General features: G+C 56.2%; 11 protein-coding genes. 6 read left to right on the top strand and 5 right to left on the bottom strand.

The window, feature by feature from the left end:
• Positions 1 to 218 precede the first annotated feature (218 nt).
• The 5 genes from SD425_RS25515 to SD425_RS25495 form a co-directional block, all read right to left on the bottom strand.
• Entirely contained in the window at positions 219 to 4,811 is a 4,593-nt protein-coding gene (locus SD425_RS25515; protein ID WP_324673659.1) for an FG-GAP-like repeat-containing protein, read from the bottom strand.
• A gap of 415 nt (positions 4,812 to 5,226) precedes the next feature.
• On the bottom strand, positions 5,227 to 6,207 hold the full coding sequence (gene yiaK / locus SD425_RS25510) for a 3-dehydro-L-gulonate 2-dehydrogenase (protein ID WP_324673657.1): 981 nt from the start codon (positions 6,205 to 6,207) through the stop codon (positions 5,227 to 5,229).
• Positions 6,208 to 6,239: 32 nt separating this feature from the next.
• Positions 6,240 to 6,962, bottom strand: coding sequence for a carboxypeptidase-like regulatory domain-containing protein (locus SD425_RS25505; protein WP_324673655.1), 723 nt, complete (start codon positions 6,960 to 6,962; stop codon positions 6,240 to 6,242).
• Between the two features lie 171 nt (positions 6,963 to 7,133).
• On the bottom strand, positions 7,134 to 7,820 hold the full coding sequence (locus SD425_RS25500) for a carboxypeptidase-like regulatory domain-containing protein (RefSeq protein WP_324673653.1): 687 nt from the start codon (positions 7,818 to 7,820) through the stop codon (positions 7,134 to 7,136).
• Positions 7,821 to 7,909: 89 nt separating this feature from the next.
• Positions 7,910 to 8,596 carry a hypothetical protein gene (locus SD425_RS25495; RefSeq protein WP_324673651.1) on the bottom strand — a complete coding sequence of 229 codons (687 nt, stop codon included), beginning with the start codon at positions 8,594 to 8,596 and terminating at the stop codon, positions 7,910 to 7,912.
• A gap of 193 nt (positions 8,597 to 8,789) precedes the next feature.
• Between SD425_RS25495 and SD425_RS25490 the strand changes: the two genes are divergently transcribed.
• The 6 genes from SD425_RS25490 (at position 8,790) to SD425_RS25465 (ending at position 21,927) form a co-directional block, all read left to right on the top strand.
• Positions 8,790 to 10,547, top strand: coding sequence for an amino acid permease (locus SD425_RS25490; protein WP_324673649.1), 1,758 nt, complete (start codon positions 8,790 to 8,792; stop codon positions 10,545 to 10,547).
• Between the two features lie 298 nt (positions 10,548 to 10,845).
• Complete coding sequence (locus tag SD425_RS25485; protein WP_324673647.1) at positions 10,846 to 13,905, top strand: TonB-dependent receptor; 3,060 nt, start codon at positions 10,846 to 10,848, stop codon at positions 13,903 to 13,905.
• Between the two features lie 13 nt (positions 13,906 to 13,918).
• On the top strand, positions 13,919 to 15,682 hold the full coding sequence (locus SD425_RS25480; protein ID WP_324673645.1) for a RagB/SusD family nutrient uptake outer membrane protein: 1,764 nt from the start codon (positions 13,919 to 13,921) through the stop codon (positions 15,680 to 15,682).
• Positions 15,683 to 15,769: 87 nt separating this feature from the next.
• Positions 15,770 to 18,556, top strand: coding sequence for an alpha-glucuronidase family glycosyl hydrolase (locus SD425_RS25475; RefSeq protein ID WP_324673642.1), 2,787 nt, complete (start codon positions 15,770 to 15,772; stop codon positions 18,554 to 18,556).
• Positions 18,557 to 18,654: 98 nt separating this feature from the next.
• Positions 18,655 to 20,226 carry an MGH1-like glycoside hydrolase domain-containing protein gene (locus SD425_RS25470; RefSeq protein WP_324673639.1) on the top strand — a complete coding sequence of 524 codons (1,572 nt, stop codon included), beginning with the start codon at positions 18,655 to 18,657 and terminating at the stop codon, positions 20,224 to 20,226.
• Between the two features lie 129 nt (positions 20,227 to 20,355).
• Positions 20,356 to 21,927: a glycoside hydrolase family 28 protein gene (locus SD425_RS25465; RefSeq protein WP_324673638.1), complete on the top strand. Its 1,572-nt coding sequence runs from the start codon at positions 20,356 to 20,358 to the stop codon at positions 21,925 to 21,927.
• Positions 21,928 to 22,089: the final 162 nt, after the last annotated feature.

Raw genomic sequence — 22,089 nt, 5'->3', positions numbered from 1 at the left:
ATTAATGTGAAATTGTTTTACATAAAATACAAGTTTGTGTTGCTATAGTACAATGGTATTTTTTAGTCCTATCAAGGAGTAGGCTCATAGGTCGGTGTGCTTCGCTACAGGTAATCAACAACAAAAACGACCGGAGGCTAGCCTCCGGTCGTTTTGAGTGAAAGAGTAAGTTGCGTGTCGCTTGTGGAAAAGCGAGGGCAAGTCTCGTCGTGTTTTGTTTATTCTACCATCAAGCGTTTGGTGACTAGGCCGGCGCTGGTGCGCATCTGCACGGTGTACAAGCCAGTCGTGAGGGTGCTCAAGTCAAGTTCCGGACCGTCAACCGCTTGCGCCGTGGTAAACTGCCGCTCAAGCACCGTCTGACCTAGGGCGTTGAGCAAACTCACTTGCAGCGCCTGCTTGGCAATTGCCTGAGGCAACAACAAGCGCACGGCCGAATGCGCGGGGTTTGGGTACACGTTGATCTGCTCGATTAACTCGGCGGGAGCTGTTGCCAACACTCGTTCTGCCACCGACGCTAGCGTATTCAGGCGCACGCTCACGTCGTCGGAGCTGTAGTTCGCTACCACCAAGTCGAGGGTGCCGTTGTCATCTAGGTCGCCTAAAGCTAGGCTCGTGGGCTCATCACCTACGGCTATCTGCTGCATACCTAGGAAGGTGCCCTTTGTGTCATTCAGGCGTAGGCTTACCGTTTTACCGAGGCTGTTCGTGACAAACAGGTCCAAGAATTTGTCGCCGTTTGCATCTCCTAGAGCGATGCTGTTGGCGCCATCTCCCACACTTATTTGCTGGGTACCCGAGAACGTACCATCACCATCATTCAGGCGCACGCTCACGGTGCTGCTGGTATAGCGGCTGGTGTTGGCGTAGTTGAAGTAGTTGGTGGTGAGCAGGTCGAGGTCACCGTCATTATCCACGTCGGCTAGGGTAGCTGCTGCAGGAGTGAAGCCTACCAACACTTCTTGGGTGCCCGAGAAAGTACCCGTGCCGTTGTTCAGGCGCACGCTGGCAGTTGTGCCATTCGAGCTAGCCGTCACGAAGTCGAGGTCGCCGTCATTGTCGACGTCGCCGAGCGTTACGGTAAGGGGCCGAGCGCCAACCGATACTTCCTGGTAGCTGCTGAAGATACCGTTGCCATTGTTCAGGCGCACACTCACGGTGCTGCTGATCACGCTGTTGGCTACGGTATAGTTGGCGGCCAGTAGGTCGAGGTCACCGTCGCCATCAATGTCGCCGAGGGCCACGTCGTGGGGCAGGTTGCCAACGGCTACTTCCTGGTTGCCAACGAAGCGCCCATTTCCGTTGTTGAACCGGACGCTTACCGAGTTCACGTTGGAGTTAGGCGTGAGCAGGTCGAGGTCACCGTCGCCATCAATGTCAGCTAGCTTCACGCTGTAAGGGCCACGGCCCACCGATACTTCTTGGCCGTCGGTGTACGTGCCATCACCATTGTTCAGGCGGATGCTCACGGTACCCGTCGCAACCGAGTTAGCTAGGTTGTTGGCGGTAAGAATATCGAGGTCACCATCGCCGTCGACGTCGCCAAGGGTTACACCCTGTGGGTTGGTGCCTACCGCTGATTCGGTGCCGCTGCGGAAGACCGCAGGCGCTATCCTGGTGGTCGTCGTGAATTGGAAGACTTGCGGCGTGGTTAAGCTAGCAGCTGCTTTGCCTTGTACCGTTGCGGCCACGGTAGCAAATACCGTTTCCCCAGCCTTCAAGTCCTCGCTAGGGTTGAAGCTCAACGTGTTGCCAGTTACCGTGAGTGTACCTTCTTTTTTACCACCCGCTTGTTGGCTGAATACGCTAATGGCTCGGCGGGTAGCGGGCGTGTTGTCCAAGGTCTGGTTGAAGCTTGCGGCTACGTCAGTGCTGCGCGCGGCCGTGTTGATGTTACGCACGGGCCAAGTTGATACCACTTGCAGCGAGGCTGCTTGGTTCAGGCGTACACTCACCGAGTTGTTGCTGTTGTTTCTGCTGCGGGTTAGCACATCTAGGTCGCCGTCGCCATCTACGTCGCTCAGGGCTAGAGCACTGGGCTCGGCACCTACTGCCACCAGCTGACCGATGCTGAAAGTGCCCGTGCCGTTGTTCAGGCGCACGCTGGCCGTGTTCAGGCCGCCACCAAGGCCCACTACGTCGAGGTCACCATCACCATCGATGTCGCCGATGCTGAAGTTGCTGATGCCGCTAATGACCTGAGTGCCGCTGAAATTGCCGTCGCTGTCGTTCACCCGCACATCAACGCCACCTAGCAGCGCCGTTGCCAACAGGTCGAGGTCGCCGTCGCCATCAATGTCGCCTACCGCCAAGCCAGCTGGCCGGCCACCGGCGATGATCGTCTTTCCAACCGAGAAGGTGCCGTCGCCGTTGTTGAGGCGGGTCGCCACCGTGCTAGCGTAGTAGTTGCCCGCCAACAGGTCGAGGTCGCCATCGCCATCAATGTCACCGAGCACCGCCGCGAAGGGCGAGACGCCGATGGTGATTTCCTGGCCCGCCGTGAAGGTGCCGGTGCCGTCGTTGAGACGTACGCTAGCCGTCATGTTGCCGCCATTGGAGGAGATAAAGTCGAGGTCACCGTCGGCATCTACGTCGCCGAGCGTCACGTCGTACGGTGCCCGTCCGACGCTTACATCTTGCGTACCGGTGAAGCCGCCTTTGCCATCATTCAGCCGCACGCTCACGGTGCCGGCGAAGTTATTGGCCGTGGATCCTTGGTTAACCACCACTAAGTCTAGGTCGCCGTCACCATCGACGTCGCCGAGCACGATGTTCTCTGGCCGGTTGCCCACCGACACTTCTTGCGTGCCACCAAAGCCACCTTTGCCATCGTTCAGGCGCACGCTTACTTGGTCATTCAGGGGGTTGGAAGTTAGTAGATCAGGGTTGCCATCGCCGTCGACGTCGCCCGTAGTCAGGCCGCTGCTCACCGCGTAGGGCACGCCAACTATTGATACTTCGGAGCCAGCACCAAAGGTACCCGCGCTAGGGCTGGTTGCCGTGGTAAATTGAAAAACCTGAGGCTTTGCTAACGCCGCTCCGCTGTTGCCGCGGGCGGTGGCGATCAAGGTTGCCGATATCGTTTCGCCGGCTCGGAAGTCAGCATTCGATTTAAAGCTGAGCGTGTTACCGTTCACCTTCACGTTGCCGTTCTTTTTGCCGCCTGCCTGTTGCCCAAATACTTTCAGGGCTTGCTGCGTGTTGGGAGTATCGCTGAGGTCTTGGTTGAAGCTCACCGAAATTTCGGTCGCTTTGGACGCCGCCCGGGCGTTGCGCGTGGGCGAAACACTCGTGACAGCCAGCGGTGTAGTGGTGGGCTGATTCAGGCGCACCGTCACTTTCCCATCTTCAAAGTCGGCGTTGGCCGTGGCAAAGTCTAGGTCACCGTCGCCGTCGAGGTCGCCAAGCGCGGCGTAAGAAGGACCTACTACCTTCGTATCGACTTCCTGATTGCCTGAGAAAGTGCCGCTGCCGTTGTTTAGGCGCACGCTCACGGTGCCGGCTTGCGTCGCACCGTTGGTGAAGTTGTTGTTGGTCGTCAGTAGGTCGAGGTCGCCGTCGCCGTCTAGGTCACCCACGGTAACGTTGGTGGGGCGAATGCCAACGGCAATGTCTGGGGCGTTCTTGAAAACACCTTTGCTGTCGTTTAGGCGCACACTCACGGTGTTGCTGGAACCATTGGCAGTGAGCAGGTCGAGGTCGCCGTCGCCGTTTACATCGCCTAGCGTCAGGCTCATCGCGCCCATCCCAACGGGGTATTCCCAGGTGCCCGAGAAGTTGCCGTCGCCGTCGTTTACCCGCACCCCAACGGTGCTTGCGCTACCATACAGGTTGTTGGCGGTGAGCAGGTCAAGGTCACCATCGCTGTCGATGTCGCCGAGCACCACTTCCTGGGGGTTGAAGCCGGTCTGGAGGTTTTGCGCACTGCTGAAGGTACCGTTGCCGTCATTAAGACGCACGCTTACTCCGTTCAATGACCGAACAGTTACTAAATCTAGGTCGCCGTCGGCATCCACGTCGCCGAGGGCCACGCTCAGCGCGAGGCCACTACCGAGGGCTGTTGCCGGACCGGTGGTGAAGCGCCCGGTTCCGTTGTTTAAGCTCACCCGAGCTGTAGTGCCGCCTATTGTAACAAAATCCAGATCACCATCGCCATCTAGGTCGCCGAGTGCTAAGTCCTGCGGGCCTTCGCTGAGGGCAACATCGGCGCCGCTGCTGAAGCTAGCCTTGCCATCGTTCAGGCGGATGCTCACGGCGCCGGTGCTGCCCAGCGAAGTAGCGGTGAGTAGGTCTAGGTCACCGTCGCCATCGACGTCGCCAAGCTTGGCGCGGCGTGGGCCCCGACCAACCGAAATTTCCGCGCCGCCGCTGAAGGTAGCAGCGCTAGGTGTTACGGCTGTGGTAAACTGAAAAACGTGGGGGGTGACGGCCACGCCATTGTTGCCTCGGGTCGCGGCCGTGGCCGTGGCATATACCGTCTCACCGGGCTTGAAATCGGTGTTTGGGTCAAAATTAAGCGTATTGCCCCGCACCGAGACGGCACCGGCTTTCTTGCCTGTTTGCTGGCTAAATACAGTAAAGGCTTGCTGGCCGGCGGCGTTGTTCAGGGCTTGGCTGAAGTTCACCGCCACACGAGTCGAGGGGGAAGCTGCACGGGCATTGCGCACAGGCGTAAGGCTAGTGACGACGGGCGATTGGGCGTGCGCCGCACCAGCGAGCAGGAGTAGTACGCCGGTACACCAGATAGGTGTTAGGCGCACTCCTGCCCAACCTAGGATAGGTGGGTAGGTAGGGGTAGAAGATTGGTTCATGGTAGGGTAGTATGGTAAGTAGGAGACGAATATAGTCTTTATAGGAGAAAGCCTATTCAATTTCCAAGTAGGATATTAAGAAGGCCCTGCTCTAGAACAATTTGTACAAGAAGCCCACGCTAAACACCGCCAGGGCGTACTTCTTGTATACGGTTATAACTTACAGGAGGACAATAGGTTATTTTGCTGCCAGACGCTTCGTGATAAGCTAGGTAGGAGTTGCACAAGAGTGGTGTAAGCGCTGACTAATAGCGCAGCCAAAGCTAGCGGCTGCCTGGCTTGTAGCAGGGCAGCCGCTAGCTTTGGCTGAGAGCAGGATCAATAAACTCCGCAAATGGGTAGGCTACTCAACCACCAAACGCTTGATTACAAGGCCTTGGCTAGGTAGGAGTTGGAAGTCATATAAGTCAGCGAACTAAAGCGCTACTACCTGTTGCCAAATATCTTCCTGCACCGGCACGCCCTGCGCTAAGTTTTCGTTACGCGTGGCCAACGACTTCTCGCCGGGGTAGAACACTTCCTCGCCGGGCACCGGTGGGCTGCTCTTGGTGTAGCGCAGAATCTCTTCAATCAGTTCGGCGTGCAGGTGCGGTTGCTTGATGCAAATGAAGCACTGCGAAACGCCCGATTCCTGCCCACTTTTGGTAATCTCGGCCGTGGAGCGCCCGCCGCTCAAAGCCGTGAGTAGTACATCGAGCAACAAGGAAAGCCCCGAGCCTTTCCAGAAGCCAATCGGCAAGCCCCGTTGCGACTCCATAATCTTGGCCGGGTCGGTAGTTAGCTTGCCCTCGTTGTCGTAACCGCCGGGCACGGGCAGCTGCTCGTGGTCGGTGGAGTAGGAGGAGAGCTTGCCGTAGGAGTACTGCGAAATGGCCATGTCGAGCACAATGGGTCCTTCGGCTCGTGGCACACCTATCACCAAGGGATTGTTGCCGAGCCGCGCATCAGTGCCGCCCCATGGCGTCACGTTGGCAATGGTGTTGGTGAAGCAAATACCGATGCAGCCCGCCTCGGCCGCTTGCCAGCCGTACGTGCCGCCGCGCATCCAATGGTTGGTGTTGCGAATGGCCACGCAACCCATGCCTTGCTGCTCCGCAAGCTCGATGGCCCGTGCCATGCACAAGCTAGCATTGTACATGCCGGGAGCTAGGTGCCCGTCCCAACGCTCCACGAGGCCATTGCGCTCCAGGCACTCAGGCTCTGCCTCCGGGTCGACCAAGCCCTTCAGGACGTGCCCCACGAACGTAGGGAAGCGGTTTAGGCCGTGGGTGTATACACCGTCTCGGCTGTTTTGGGCAAAGATGGTGGCGCATCGTTCGGCCTTGTCTTCCGGAAAAGACAGGCCGAGCAAAACGCGCTTAAACTCTTGTTGGAGCTGCTGGTAAGGAACACGCATGAAAGTAGGAGGCTAGGGTGACTACCTAGCTACTACGACTTCGGCGGCGCGACCGGCGGATCTGCCTGTTTTATTCTGCCCATAATTTGTCCGCGACCGGGTACCGATAGCAGGCGTACCGCCAAGGCCGCGGGCTGCCGACGGGCCGGCACCGTCACGACTACCGTGCGCGGCTTGAACTCGAAGGGGCTGGCCTGCACCCGCAAGCTCACTTTGCCTTTTTGGAGCGACTTCCACGAGGCGGGTAAGGTGATCGAGAAGCGGCCTTCGTCGTCGGTCACGGCGCCGTACTTGGTGCCATCAATAAAGATCCAAGCGCCCGGCACACCCAGCCCCGTCGAGTCGTCGAGTACGCGCCCTTGCAGCACTACTGCTTTTGGTACCGCGGCGTGGTTGGCCAGATACCTAGGTGCGTCGGCTATTTCGAGGCTAGCTAGTGGTACCGGCGGCACGGCCGCCTGCGTAGTGGTTGGGTGTAACCCGAATAGCGCCAAGCCCGCCGCCACCCACCGCGACCAACGGCTGATGAGCGAAGACGAGGCCGTAGGCGGTTGAAGCTGTGCCGCATGCGCGTTGCCACACACGGGCTTGCTTCTAGGCTGCGCCAAGAACGCCAAGATTTCGGTTTCGCTCATACGCGAGAAGTCCACGACTTCGGTGGCGCACACGGCACAGTGCCGGCCGATGCCGGTGGGTGTCATAGCATCCCACGGGTGAGAGCAGGGGCTAGGAATGGAAAAGCTAGGGTGCGGCATGAAGAAAGGAAGGGTAGTGAGTAGCAAGTCGTGCGCCGGTCGGACGCCTTAGGCGTTCGACCGGTTGTCATTGAACGAGGTATTCGAACGATAATCGTGCATCAATTACGCAGGTGTCAGCAGCCGACAACCGGTCCGACGCCTAGGGCGTCGGACCGGCGCACAAAAGAACTAACGGCGGAACGGGTGCTTTAGTCGTTGCCATAAGCTAACAGGGCTGTACCAAGGGCGGAAATAGTAACCTCCAACTACAATTAACTCACCTACTAACGGACGTGTATCAATGGCCAATGTAAGGGTCAGTGGTTGCATAGGAATGGTGGCTACCGGCATGGTGCGCTTAATGTATCCGATAGAAATTATGACCAACTGCCGAGAGGAACTCGCCCAAACATCAGCAGGGATTGACAATTCAAACTGCCCATTTTCGTTGGTCGCTGCGCCAGCATTTGTGCCTTCTAGCAGCACCGTGACTCCAGGAAGAAGATCGTGTGAGGTTGAGTCAGTTACCACACCGCGTATTACGATGGGTTGCCGCACATAGTCAACAATAGAAATAGGCTCGCCCTCTCGCTCGCGTCGTTCGGTAGGCGCTTGTGCCTTGGCTGTGGATGCTGCTGCCTCTCGCAAACCCCACACCGCCACAGCCGCCGCCAGCCAGGCCCGCCACGACGTTGGCCTAGGTGCCGCAGCGGGCCGCAACTCTCGCTCTAGTTGATCGGCGCGAAAGCGCCCGCACGTTGGTTGACCGGCTTGTTGGTGCAGCCATACCAACAGCTCGGCGTCAGTGAATTGAGTGAAATCGACCACTACTTTCGCACAAGATGCGCAATGCCGACCGTGCGCGGTGGGCGTCATAGCGTCCCAAGACTGGGAGCAAGGGTTAGGTACGGAGAGGCTAGGATATAGCATATGTAGTTTTTAAATAATTGATTTTAAATAAATTATCAATTTTTGTTCCTCGTGATTATAGATGGTGTTCCAAGTATGAGCACATGTTCTTGCGGGGCAGCGCCGGTAGAAATCGAGTCATTAGGTACAATAGCTCCCATGACCTCGGACCCCAAATCGATATCAAGCGTGGGAGTGCTTGCTACTATGCGTGTGGTGTGATAATTATCATTTGCTTCTATTGCTAGCTTGCTACCCATCAGACTCATGGGCAGCAATAGCTCAAAGCTGCCATCGAATTCGGTGCGCACGGTGTGCGTAGTGTCCTGCAAGCAGGTGATGTAAGCGTTGGCGAGCGGCACGCGCGTGAGGCGGTCGGTGACGTGGCCGCGTACAGTAAAGAATTCCGTTGCTGCCGTGGCTTGTTGCGCATCCAGTTGGCCAACTAGCGGCGGGGGCATTTCGCAACTGCTCAGTGCAACGGCGGCCGTTGCCAGCCACCTAGCCCAGGAGGGCGCTGTGGTGGACGGTGCGGGCCGGGGTTGCTCTAGCTGATCAGGTCGAAACCGGCCGCACACGCGCTCCAAGGGGTGGGCCGCGAAAAAATCGAGCAGTTCAGCTTCATTCATGCAACTGAAATCGACAACCACCTTCTCGCAGGCAGCGCAATAACGGCCGTGCGTTGCCGGGGTCATATGGTCCCACGATTGAGCACAGGGGCTAGGAACAGAAAAGCTAGGCATAGGCAGCAGAGTAGAAGGTTTAGTACCTAGATGCCGCACTCCAGCAGATTCCACACAAGGCCCGGAAAAAAGTAGGAATGTGCCATGGTGCGTTCCTGCTCAAACAAGCTAGCTCTAACCAGCGCTGCAATGCCCATGATGCAGCCCCGGCGCATTATTCTGTATCTTTTGCCCTCTCAAAACCAATTACGCCTTGTCTACTCCTCTGCCTCCATCGCGCGCCAGCACCTTATTTCGTCGGAAAAGTATTGCCCAACTCCAAGCTAGCCCCCCCGCCGACGCCCACGGTGGCCCCGGCGACGGAGGCCTAGCTCGGCACCTCACCGTGCGCGACCTCACGGCCCTTGGCATTGCGGCCGTTATTGGGGCGGGCATCTTCAGCACCATCGGCAACGCCTCCCACGACGGTGGCCCGGCCGTATCGCTGCTCTTCGTGTTTACGGCCGTGGCGTGCGCCTTTTCGGCTTTGTGCTACGCCCAATTTGCGGCTACTATCCCGGTGAGTGGTTCGGCTTACACCTACGCCTACGCCTCCTTCGGGGAGCTAGCCGCCTGGATTATTGGCTGGGCGCTCATCATGGAATATGCCGTGGGTAATATCGTGGTGGCCATTTCCTGGTCCGACTACTTCACCGGCTTGCTCGATGGTATTGGGATGCATGTGCCTGACTATCTGACCCTAGGTACTCAAAGTGCCTACAAAGGCTACCACGACGTGCTAGACCTCATGCAGGCCGGGCAACCATTATCCGGCGCCTCACCGGCCCAGCTCGATGCGTACCGCGTCTGGAACAGCGCCCCGACCCTATTCGGTGACTTCAAGCTCGTCTGCGACCTCCCGGCGTTTTGTATCACCGTCCTCGTGACAGCGCTGGTGTACATTGGCATCAAGGAATCCAAGACGGCGTCTAACCTGCTGGTTTTGTTGAAGTTAGCAGTAGTGGCGGTGGTTATTGCTGTGGGCGCTTTCTACGTAAAATCGGCCAACTGGACGCCCTTCGCGCCTAACGGCGTCGGCGGGGTGCTCAAGGGCGTGTCGGCAGTGTTCTTCGCTTATATCGGGTTTGATGCCATCAGCACCACCGCTGAGGAGTGCAAAAACCCGCAGCGCGACCTGCCCCGCGCTATGATCTACGCCTTGGTAATTTGCACAGTCCTGTACGTTATTATCACGCTGGTACTTACGGGCATGGTGAGCTACAAAGAGCTAGGGGTGGGCGACCCACTGTCTTTCGTATTCAAGAAGGTAGGGGTCGATTGGTTGGCTGGCGTCGTGGCCGTGTCGGCCGTATTTGCCATGACGTCGGTGCTGCTGGTGTTTCAGATCGGGCAGCCGCGTATCTGGCTCACCATGAGCCGCGACGGGTTGTTGCCGCCCGTTTTTGCTAAGGTGCACCCGCGCTTCCACACACCTTCGTTCAGCACCATCGTGACGGGCCTATTTGTGGGTGTGCCAGCCCTACTGCTCAACATGGACCTTGTGATTGACCTCACCAGCATCGGTACGCTGTTCGCCTTCGCGCTGGTGTGCGGTGGCATCCTGGTCATCGACCCCTACGGAAGATCGGATGCTCGCTTCAAGGTGCCCTACGTAAACGGCCGCTTCCTGGTGCCGCTGGTGCTTTTAGTTGGGGCCGCGCTGCTGTTGACCTACAATCGCCCGGCCATCAACGAGTTCTGGCAAGCGTTCAGCAGCGGCAGTTACGAGCGGTTCCGCCACCTGATTCCGATGATTGTATTTCTGCTGTTTTGCGTGGGGCTAGCGGTGGTATCGTTCACCAAAAGTTTGTCGCTGCTGCCCGTACTAGGTTTGCTTACGAACCTCTACCTGATGACGCAGCTTGGTATCAGCAACTGGATTTTGTTTTTTGGGTGGCTCATTATTGGCCTAGCTATTTATTTTGGCTACAGTAATAAACATAGTAAACTTAATTCGGTGCTTGCGCGCTAAGTTGTTAATTAAAACAAAGAAAGCCCGTTCAATAGTATTGAACGGGCTTTCTTTGTTTTAATTACTACTGATTGAAATTGAATTTCGACTATTATTTATAACTGAATACTAGTGCAGTTTTTACATAGGTAGAGTATTTATTGCACCATAATTATAGCTCAATAACTCTATGCTAACTTCCTATAATGGTTAGAGAAAATGGTACAAAGTAGTAGCGTAGGATAAAATTAATTTTGGTTTTAAGCTGCCTGTTATGCGCAGACAGTGTACGCCTCACCCACCTGCACTACATTCTTCTATGAAACGAGTTTTTATCCTGTGGTTTCTGCTGCTAGGAACCATCATAGCTAGCTATGCGCAAACGCGTAGCATCACAGGCCGCATTGTCAGCGCCGATAAGTCGGAGCCGCTGCTTGGGGTAACGGTGGTGGAGAAGGGCACCACCAACGGCATCTCAACGGATACGAAAGGGGAGTTTGCTTTGAACGTGCCTGGCAATCAACGTGTCACCTTGGTGGTAAGCTATATCGGCTTCAAGTCGCAGGAGCTGAACGTAGCCCCTGACCAGGCACGTCTGGATATTCGGCTAGCCGCAGACGCCGCCGCCCTCGATGAAGTAGTCGTAATTGGTTACGGAACCGTCAAGAAGCGCGACCTAACTGGCTCGGTGTACTCGGTGAAGTCAGATGACATCGTGCAAACGCCCACCCACAATGCCATTGAAGCTATACAGGGCCGCGTGCCCGGCGCCGATATTGTACGCAGCTCGGGCGCGGCAGGGGCCAACTCCACCATATCTATCCGCGGCACGCGCTCCATCAGCAACGTCGGTACGGGAGCTGGCAGCGGCATCGACCGCAACAGTCCGCTTACCATCATCGACGGTTTCCAGGGCGGTAATATTGCCGATTTGAACCCCAATGATATTGAGTCCATTGAGGTGTTGAAAGACGCTTCTTCCACGGCCATCTACGGAGCCCAGGGGGCTAACGGGGTTATTATCGTAACTACCAAAAAAGGCGCTGCTGGTAAGATAAGAGTTTCCTACAATGGTTATTACGGAGTAAATGAGTATCGATTTCCGAAATCCAGAATTGGGGAAGATTACCTAAACCTACGCCGAGAGGCTTGGCGGACCACCGGCGATTGGAACAGCCCCGACGATGATGCGAAAATCTTTCCCGATGTAGGTGAGTACCCCGCCGTGCAGGCCAACCAATGGGTTGATTGGGTGAATCTGGTGAAGCGCAACGGTACGCAACAAAACCACTCCGTATCGCTGCGTGGAGGCTCCGACAATACGAAGGTGTTTGCTTCAGCGGGCTACTTCCGCGAAGAGGGTATGCTGCGTAACAACAACTATAACCGCTACAACCTGCGCCTCAACGTTGACCAGAATATCAGCAAGGTCGTGAAGACTGGTTTCCTGAGTCAGATAACGTATTTCAAGCAGAACGACCGCCAGAACCCATTAGGGCAGGCCACTTCCATCAGCCCCCTAGGTGTGCCCTACGACGCCAATGGTGCTATCAATGCCTACCCCATTCAGGCCGACCAGAGCCGCGTAAGCCCCCTCGCTGATGAGCGCGGCCCCTATGTAGCGCGCGACAACACGATTCGCACCAATATTATCGCCAACGGTTACCTGGAAATCACGCCGGTAAAGGGGCTGTCGTTGCGCTCTAACTTTGGTACCAATATTACGTTTAGCCGCCGCGGTATTTACAACGATAAAACGTCGCTTACGCAAGCAAGCACGCGCACATCGGTAGCCTCGTCGGAAACGAATTTCAACCGGTTTTACAACTGGGATAATATTCTGAGCTACACTAAGGATTTCGGTGATCATACATTCACGCTCACCGGAATTACAAACTACATCCAGAGTGATAATGATAATACCTACGCCAGTGGTACAAATCAATTACTCGCGTCGCAGTTGTTTTATGATTTAAGTTCGACCAGCACGGCTACCACACGCACCATTCGCTCGCCCTACGTAGGCTCGAAAAACATGGCGTACGCTGGCCGCTTGAACTATAGCTACCACGGTAAATACCTGCTGACGTTGACTGGCCGCTACGACGGCGCTTCGCGCCTAGCGCCGGGCAACAAATGGGATTTCTTCCCCTCGGCAGCCGTCGGCTGGAATATCAGCGACGAAGCCTTCCTGAAGGATGTTGAAAAGATTAACAACCTAAAAATCAGAGCTAGCTACGGCGTAGCGGGCAATTATGCCATTGATCCGTACGGCACGCAAAGCGTCCTGTCGGCTAGTGCCCGCATGGGTTTCGGCGACGTACCTGCCACGGCTTACTTGTTTCAGCCTACTGTGGGCAACCCGAACCTAGGGTGGGAAAAGTCGGCGACCACCGATATCGGCCTGGACCTAGGTATGTTCAATAACCGCGTGAGCGCTACGGTAGATGTGTACGACACGCGCACTTCCGACATTCTGTTGCTCCGTCCGCTGCCTATTTCTTCGGGCGTGCAGCAGGTGTACGAAAACATTGGCGCTACCCGCAACAAGGGAATTGAATTTGCCCTCACCACGCAAAACGTGCAGACCAAAGATTTTAAATGGTCTTCCACTATTACCTTTTCTCGCAACATCGAGGAAATTACGAAGTTGACGAGTGGTACCGATATTATTGCTTCCAGCAATCCGGAAAGTAATTCACTGTTGTTGGGCCATCCTATTCGTTCGTTCTACACGTACCGGAAGCTAGGTATTTGGCAGACAAACGAAGCTGATATTGCCGCGCAATATAAAATAGGTAGTTACACCTTTAAGCCAGGCGATATAAAATTAGCGGACTTAAATGGGGACTTCACATTTAGCGCCGCCGACCAAACTTATATTGGCTCGAACGTACCAAAATGGGTAGGTGGTTTTCAAAATACATTCACCTACAAAGGATTCGATTTAAACATGTTTTTATTTGCTCGCTACGGGCAAATGATTAACGCTGAATTCTTGGGCCGCTACAATACGGCGGGCTCAGGCAACGGACCGGCAATTATTGATTATTGGACGCCCGAAAATCCTACCAATGATTTCCCGCGTCCCCGAAAAGGCACGACGCTCAGCTCTTACCAAGGCTACACCGGCTACCAAGCGCTGAATTTTGTGGAGGGCTCTTACTTCAAGCTACGCACGCTGACCCTAGGCTACACCATTCCAAAGGGTATTGCCGGCAAAGCCTTACTGGAAAATGCCCGGATTTACGCCACGGCCTCTAACCTGCTGGTGCTGGCGAAAAGCCATTTGATTAAAGATTACGACCCCGAGCGCGGCGGCAGCGAATCGACGCCCTTGAGCCGGCAATTTGTCTTCGGGGTAAATCTTAATTTCTAACGGGTCCACACCAATGAAAGTAACTACGATAACTACCAAACGAGTCCTTTTCTCTCGCGCACTCGGGCTAGTGCTTGCGCTGGGCCTAGGTGCCTGCAATGACCTCGACGAATATAATCCCTCCAACGCCACTGCCGACACCGTCTGGAGCACGCCCGAAGGCTTCGTGACGGTCGTGAATGGCGCCTACTCCGAGCAGCGCTCCTGGTACGGCAAGGAAGACGGCGAGTTCATGAGCGAGTCGGGCACGGACCTGTGGTTCAACCGTGACAAGAACACCTACGCTGGCCAGCTGACCCAGTACGCCGGCCTAACGCCTCTGCAAGGCAACCCTAACCGCGCCGCCTGGACGGCGCTGTGGAAGTCTATTAACCTTTGCAACGCCGGCATCAACCGCATCAACGGGGCCGGCTTCACCTCGGCGCAGGACAAGAACCAGCGCGAAGGCGAGCTGCGCTTTCTGCGCGCTTTCTACTACTGGCACGTGGTGGAGACCTGGGGCGGTGTAATGCTGCGCACACAGGAAACCCAAGAGCCAGTGCTGACGGCTACCCGCAGCTCGGTAGAAGATTTCTACAACTTGATTATTAGCGACCTGGAGTTTGCAGCAGCTAATCTGCCCGTGAGCTGGGGCAACGAATATAGCCGCGCTACCAACAAGGCGGCCATGGGCTTCTTGGCCCGAGCCTACTTGTCGCGGGCGTACTACTCGACCGGCGGCGACGCGCAGACCTACTTCACGAAGGCGCGCGACATGGCTAACTCCATTATCACGAGGAAAGGAGAGCTGAAAGTAGACCTGTCGCCTAGCTATGCCGATCTCTTCAACCCGGTCAACAACAAAAAGCAGGGCCGGGATGGGGGCGAGGCGCTATACGTAGTCAGCAACTCTACGAACCAGAGCCTCAACTACGACGACCAAGGCAACCGCCTGTTTCAGGTGTTCCAGACACCTTATAATGGCAAGCCTGGCCTAGAGCAGAGTGTGGTGTACGGCTACGAAAACAATCGCCGCCTGATGCCCACGCTGACGCTACTAGACCTGTACGATGCCACGAAAGACAGTCGCTACGAAAGCTCCTTCCAAGAAGTCTGGCTGGCGAATAAAGCCTACACCTGGACGGCGGCCGACGCTCGCACCTACGGCAAAGATGCTAGCCTAGTGGGCAAGCAGCTGCGCGTGGGCGATACGGCATTGGTTATCACCAAGCGGGCCCTACCCAATAAAAACCTGCGGACGTATGTAGTGTACGACCGCAACGACGTGTACCTGTCGAACCGCACCATTCGGGACGGTCTGAACTTCGTGACGTTGAAGAAGTTCTTCGACCCGAACCGCTCGGCGCCCAACGTGCAAGCCGGCACCAACGACGTGATGGTGATGCGCCTAGCCGAGATGTACCTGATTTCGGCGGAAGCGGAGTTTCAGCTAGGTAACCGCCCGGCGGCAGCTACCATGATCAACGTACTGCGAACTCGCGCCGCCAGAAAGACACCCGTAAACCAAACGACCGCCATGCAGATAACGGCAGCCGACGTGACACTCGACTTCATCTTGGATGAACGCGCCCGTGAGTTTGCCGGCGAAAACATCCGTTGGTTTGACGTGAAGCGCATGAAAGGTGTACGTAGCGGAAATGACTTTGCTAGCTACATCACCCAGCGTAACCCCGATATCACGCAGGTGCAGCCCTTCCACGTGCTCCGCCCCATCCGCCAAGAGGAGTTGAACTCACTGACGAACGGCGCGGAGTTCGGCCAAAATCCAGGATACTAAACAGGCCGTCTGCTGGTCCGACGATGCTCCACCGTCGGACCGGCAGGCGCAAGTCAACACCTAATCAGTAGTTTAAAACCGATTCTCTTGAATTGCTTCCCCCTAAAAAAAGTAGTCAGTACCCTGCTGTTTGTTAGCTGCTTTCTGCTGCTCTGCTCACCTAGGTCTTATGGGCTTGCTACGCCGGTAAAAGGGCAGTCTCGCACCATCGTGATTCCGAAGTCGGCCCACGCGCGTTTGCAGTACGGCGCCAGTCGGTTGGCAACTGCCTTGCAGGCGGCGGGCTACCAGGTGAAAGTGGTGCAGCAGGACAAGCTAGCTGGCAAGCAAGGGCTGATTGTCGTCGGGAAGCCAGGAGATGAGTTACTGCAAAAAGCGACGAGCACCTACCAGCTCGGCGCGGCCAAGACCCTAGCCAAAGAAGGCTTTGCCATCAACTCGGCGAATAACAACGTGCTGGTTATCACCGGTGCCGACGATTCGGGCGCTCTGTACGGTTGCTTGGAGCTAGCCGATCAGGTGAAGGAGAAGAAGACTTTACCCGAGCAGATTTCTTACGTCGACCAACCTGAAATGGTGTTGCGCGGCACCTGCATCGGCGTGCAGAAGCCGACGTATCTGCCCGGCCGTGGTGTATATGAGTACCCCTACACGCCCGAGCTTTTCCCCTGGCTGTACGACAAAGAGTTGTGGATCAAGTACCTCGACATGATGGTCGAGAACCGCTACAACTCGCTCTACCTCTGGAACGGCCACCCCTTTGCTTCCTTGGTGAAGCTGAAGGAGTACCCTTACGCCGTAGAAGTAGACGACGCCACCTTCAAGAAGAACGAAGAAATTTTCAGCTTCCTGACCAAAGAAGCCGACAAGCGTGGCATTTGGGTGATTCAAATGTTTTACAACATTCTCGTTTCTAAGCCTTTCGCCGAGCACCACAACATCAAAACCCAGGACCGTAACCGGCCCATCGTTCCGCTCATTGCCGATTATACCCGCAAGTCGATTGCGGCCTTCGTGGAGAAGTATCCGAACGTGGGCCTGATGCTGGCGCTGGGCGAGGCGATGGAAGGTGTGGGACAAGACGATATTGAGTGGTTTACCAAAACCATCATTCCGGGGGTGCAAGACGGCTTGAAAGCCCTAGGCCAAACCACGCAGCCGCCCATCGTGCTGCGCGCTCACGATACCGACGCTCAAGCGGTGATGAAAGCGGCGCTGCCGCTCTACAAGAATCTCTACACCGAAGCCAAGTTCAACGGCGAGGCCCTCACGACCTACACACCTCGCGGCCCATGGGCCGAGCTGCACCGCAACCTGAGTCGCATCGGTACGGTGCAGATCGAGAACGTGCACATCTTGGCCAACCTGGAGCCCTTCCGCTACGGCTCGGCCGACTTCATCCAGAAAAGTGTGCAAGCTATGCACAACGTGTACGAAGCCAATGGTTTGCACCTCTACCCACAAGCCTCGTACTGGGATTGGCCCTATACCGCCGACAAAGTGGTGCAGCGCGAGCTGCAAGTAGACCGTGACTGGATTTGGTACAAAGGTTGGGCCCGCTACGCTTGGAAAGCCAACCGCCCACGGCCCGCGGAAGTGAGCTACTGGGGTAACTCCATTGGCGAAATGTATGGCTGCGACGAGCAAGCCGGCAAAGCTATCCTGGAAGCCTACGAAGAGTCGGGCGAGATTTCACCGAAGCTCCTGCGCCGCTACGGTATCACCGACGGCAACCGCCAGACCTTGACCCTAGGTATGCTGATGGGCCAGCTCATCAACCCAAACCGCTACGGTCTGTTTACGCTGCTTTATAATTCGGAAGCACCAGAGGGCGAGATGATTATCGAGTACGCGGCCAAGGAAGCCGCCCGTCAGCCGCACATCGGCGAGACGCCCCCGCAAGTAGCCGACGAAGTGGTGGTGCACGGCCACAAGGCGGTAGCCGCCATCGAGAAAGCCGCCCCAAGCGTGACCAAGAACAAAGAGGAATTTGAGCGTCTCAAAAACGACATGTACTGCTACAATGCCATGGCCAACTTCTACGCTGAAAAAGCGAGGGCGGCGGTGCAGGTGTTGCGCTACAAGTACTCCAACAACATCACCGACCTGGAGCAAGCCGTGGCGCCTTTGCAGCGCAGCATCGAGCACTTCAAAAAGCTAGTGGCGCACACCGAAAACGCCTACCTCTACGCCAACAGCATGCAGACGGCACAGCGCAAAATTCCGATGCGCGGCGTAGATGGCACCTACAAAACCTGGGTGGAAATGCTGCCCGTGTACGAGAAGGAGCTAGCTAACTTTCGCCACAATATCGACTCACTGAAAGCCATCAAGCCTTCGGCCCAAGCCAAAAAGCTGATTGTTCTACAAAATGCTCCGGTGAATGTGCTTAGCAAAGTAGCTGGCTATTATACCATTGCCCCTGGTCAGGAGGTGTTTGCTGATAGCACGGCGCCGATCAAGGCGTTTGCACCGGAGCTAGTGGGGCTGAAAGGCGTGCTGCTTTCCAAAGCTAGCCAGCAGAAACAAGGCACGGAGGTGAAATTCTCGACCACGAAGCCAGTGAAAGTGCTGGTGGGTTATTTTGAGAAGAAAGGCAGCGGCTACCTGCAAGCACCGCAGCTCGAAACCGATGCCAGCGCTAATGACTTCGGTCAGGCCGATACCAAAACCGCTCACGCCCTACTCGCCGGCAACCTACCGCCGGTGAACGTGCACACGTTTTCCTTCAAAGCTGGCACCCACACCCTGAACCTGAACCGGGGAGCCTGCCTGATCCTCGGCTTCATCGACGGCAGCCAAGACGTGCGCACCTACGACGCCGGCCTAGGTACGGGCGGGGAGAAAAAGGAAATCGACTGGCTCTTTGAGTAAACATCATCTGTCATTCCGAGCGAAGCGAGGAATCTGAGTTCGCTATAGCCAAACCCAGATTCCTCGCTTGGCTCGGAATGACAAATTAGGACGAATAAATGCAGTTACGAACCAAGCTTCTTCTCTCTCTCGCTAGCCTAGCCCTTTGGCAACAGCCGCAACCTAGCCTTGCGCAGCAGAGCGCGCCCGTGGTGCTGAACACCGACAAGCTGAAAAGCAGCGTCGCGTATTTTAACTCGCTCGACGTGGAAGAAGCCGTAAAGAACTACGTCACCAACGCCCAGTCGGCCGACTGGATGGCGCAGAACGTGCCGCTGTTCGAGTGCCCCGATTCGGCCATTCAGCAGACGTACTACTACCGCTGGTGGACGATGCGCAAGCACCTGAAGCAGACGCCCGACGGCTACGTGTTCACGGAGTTCATGACACCGATGAACCACGCGGGCGTTCATAACACCATCAGCAGCGCCCTCGGTCACCACATCTACGAAGCACGCTGGCTGCGGAACCAGCAGTACCTCGACGAGTACATCAAGTTCTGGCTCTTTGTCGATCCGAAGCAGAAGAAGCCCCACCTGCATGCCTTTAGCAGCTGGCTCGACGATGCCGTGTACAACCGCTACCTCGTGCGCCCCGACCTAGCTTTTGTGCAGGCGGTGCTGCCCGCCCTCAACGACGACTACCGCCTGTGGGAAACTGAGCGCAAATTGCCCAACCAGATGTTCTGGCAGTTCGACGTGCGCGACGCCATGGAGGAATCCATCAGCGGCTCGCGCAAGAACAAGAACGTGCGGCCCACCATCAACAGCTACATGTACGGCAACGCCAAAGCGCTGGCCGCTATGGCGGCGCTGGTGAAGAATGACAGCCTCGCTCGCAAATACAAGCAGAAAGAAAAGGAGCTAAAAACGCTGGTGCAGAAGAACTTGTGGGATGAGCCAGCGTCTTTCTTCAAAGTAAAATATGAAGCCGGCCCCTTGTGCGAGTCGCGGGAGGAGCTAGGCTACATTCCCTGGTATTTCTCCCTGCCCGACGACAAAGCCAAGTACGCCAAGCAATGGGAGCAGCTCACCGACTCGGCCGGCTTCAAAGCCAAATGGGGCCTGACCACCGCCGAGCGCCGCGCCCCCACTTTCCGCACCCACGGCTCCGGCCACGGCTGCGAGTGGGACGGCGCCGTGTGGCCCTTTGCCACCACCCAAACCTTGAAAGGCCTCGCCAACCTGCTCACCCAGTACAAGCACCAAGACGGCATGAGCCCGCAGGTGTACTACGACGAGCTGCGCAAATACGCCCTCTCGCACCAGAAACGCGGTGTGCCCTACCTAGGTGAATACCAAGATGAAAAGAACGGCGAGTGGCTGAAAGGCGACAACCCGCGCAGCAGCTTCTACAACCACTCCGGCTTCTGTGACTTAGTTATCAGCGACCTAGTTGGTCTAAAACCTAGGGCTGACAATAAGTTGGAAATCTTTCCTTTGATCCCGGCAGGTAAGTGGGCGTGGTTTTGCCTCGACAACGTGCCGTACCACGGCAAGAGCATCACAGTGCTGTGGGATGAAACCGGCCAAAAATACGGTAGAGGCCAAGGCCTGCGTATCTATGCCGATGGCAAGCAAATATATCAAGGCAAGGACCTAAAGCGGGCATTGGCGACGCTGCCAGGCTAGGTTACGTTGCACGTTGTAGAGACACATACTTGTGTCTCCTCGCGTTGCTGATGTTGTTTACGGCGCATCGTTCTAAGCCGAATCGTTCAACGATGAGACACAAGTATGTGTCTCTACAAAACTAACGCTATGAATCAACTCAAATACCTAGCCCTGAGCTTCGTGCTTTTGCTGGCAAGTGCTACGGTTTCCGTGGCGCAGCAGTACTACAATGTAGTGAAGTATGGTGCGCGCCGCGACAGCAGCAAGCTAGCTACTCAGGCCATTGCCAAGGCTATTGATGCGGCTTCGAAGGCGGGCGGCGGCACGGTGTATTTCCCAGCCGGTAAGTACAAAACCGGCCCAATTCATCTGAAAAGCAACATCATCATCGACATCGATGCGGGGGCGGAAATTTACTTCAGCAACAACTTCGACGACTACCTGCCCATGGTGCAGTCGCGCTACGAGGGCGTGGATGTGATGAACTTCTCGCCGCTGTTCTATGCCTACAAAGTCGAGAACATCACCATCCGGGGCCGCGGGCTGATTGATGGGCAGGGCAAAAAGTGGTGGGCGTTTGCTGAGGGCAAGTCGCGGCGGGAGAATGAGTCGAAGTGGCAGAAGGAATTTCGCCGCCTGAACCCGGAGGTGCTGAACAGCTTAAAACCCGACGTGCCGGGCGTGATGGAGCGAGCCTTCCTACGACCACCATTCATCCAGCCGATGTACTGCAAAAACGTGCTGATTGAAGGCATTACCATCCGCAACTCGCCTTTTTGGACGGTGAACCCCGAGTTTTGTGAAAACGTGACGGTTACGGGCGTGACCATCAACAACCCGAAGTCGCCGAACACCGACGGTATCAACCCGGAGTCGTGCAAGTACGTGCACATTTCCAACTGCCACATCAGCGTCGGCGACGACTGCATCACCATTAAGTCGGGCAAAGATGGTCCGGGCCGTAAGATGGCCGCGCCAGCCGAAAACTACACCATCACCAACTGCACCATGCTCTCAGGGCACGGCGGCGTAGTGATCGGCAGCGAGATGTCGGGCGACGTGAAGAAGATTACCATCTCGAATTGCATCTTCGACGGCACCGACCGCGGCATTCGCATCAAAACGGCCCGCGGCAGGGGAGGAGTGGTGGAGGAAATCCGGGTGGACAACATCGTGATGAAGAACATCCGCGAGCAGGCCATCGTGCTGGATATGCAGTACGCCAAGAGTCAGCCCGAGCCCATCACGGAGCGTACCCCTAGGTTCCGCAACATTCACTTCAGCAACATCACCGCCGAGACAAACCAAGCCGGCTACCTCAATGGCCTGGAAGAAATGCCCATCGAAAACGTCACCTTTAACAACATGAATCTCAATGCCAAAACTGGCTTCACGGTGAAGCAAGCCCAAAACATTGAGTTTCACAACGTGCAGGTGAATGCCGCCACCGGTCCCGCCGTGCGCGCCGAAAACGTGAAAACGCTGTTGCTCGACGGCGTGCGCACCCTAGCTCCCAAAGCCGCCACCGCCACCATCGACCTGACCAACACGGAAGACGTGTTCGTGTACAACTCCTTCCCCGCCGCTGGCACCGAAACCTTCCTGAAGCTCAACGGCGACAAAACTAAAAACGTGGTGCTGCGCAACAACAACTTCAAGTATGTGAAATCGCCCTTGAAGAAGGAAGACGCGGTGAAGGAGCAAGTGGTAGTGGATTAAAGAGAGACCAAGCACGAACCCTCAAGAACGTCATGCTGAGCTTGCCGAAGCATCTCGCGTGCTTCGTTGGGGGTAGCTAAAACGTTGTAGAGACGCATACTTGCGTCTCCTCGTTGAACGACTGACGCTAGAACGAACAGCATTAGAACAATACGGTCTAAA

Origin of the sequence: Hymenobacter sp. GOD-10R (assembly GCF_035609205.1) — a bacterium.
Lineage (GTDB): Bacteria > Bacteroidota > Bacteroidia > Cytophagales > Hymenobacteraceae > Hymenobacter.
The sequence above is the reverse complement of the archived record's forward strand: the minus strand, read 5'-3'. Positions and strand labels throughout refer to the sequence as shown.

What these genes read in the sequence shown, in the direction of transcription:
- SD425_RS25500 (WP_324673653.1), bottom strand. Translation starts at nt 7,820, where the DNA reads ATGACGCCCACCGCGCACGGTCGGCATTGCGCATCTTGTGCGAAAGTA.
- yiaK (WP_324673657.1), bottom strand. Translation starts at nt 6,207, where the DNA reads ATGCGTGTTCCTTACCAGCAGCTCCAACAAGAGTTTAAGCGCGTTTTG.
- SD425_RS25505 (WP_324673655.1), bottom strand. Translation starts at nt 6,962, where the DNA reads ATGCCGCACCCTAGCTTTTCCATTCCTAGCCCCTGCTCTCACCCGTGG.
- SD425_RS25485 (WP_324673647.1), top strand. Translation starts at nt 10,846, where the DNA reads ATGAAACGAGTTTTTATCCTGTGGTTTCTGCTGCTAGGAACCATCATA.
- SD425_RS25515 (WP_324673659.1), bottom strand. Translation starts at nt 4,811, where the DNA reads ATGAACCAATCTTCTACCCCTACCTACCCACCTATCCTAGGTTGGGCA.
- SD425_RS25480 (WP_324673645.1), top strand. Translation starts at nt 13,919, where the DNA reads ATGAAAGTAACTACGATAACTACCAAACGAGTCCTTTTCTCTCGCGCA.
- SD425_RS25495 (WP_324673651.1), bottom strand. Translation starts at nt 8,596, where the DNA reads ATGCCTAGCTTTTCTGTTCCTAGCCCCTGTGCTCAATCGTGGGACCAT.
- SD425_RS25470 (WP_324673639.1), top strand. Translation starts at nt 18,655, where the DNA reads ATGCAGTTACGAACCAAGCTTCTTCTCTCTCTCGCTAGCCTAGCCCTT.
- SD425_RS25465 (WP_324673638.1), top strand. Translation starts at nt 20,356, where the DNA reads ATGAATCAACTCAAATACCTAGCCCTGAGCTTCGTGCTTTTGCTGGCA.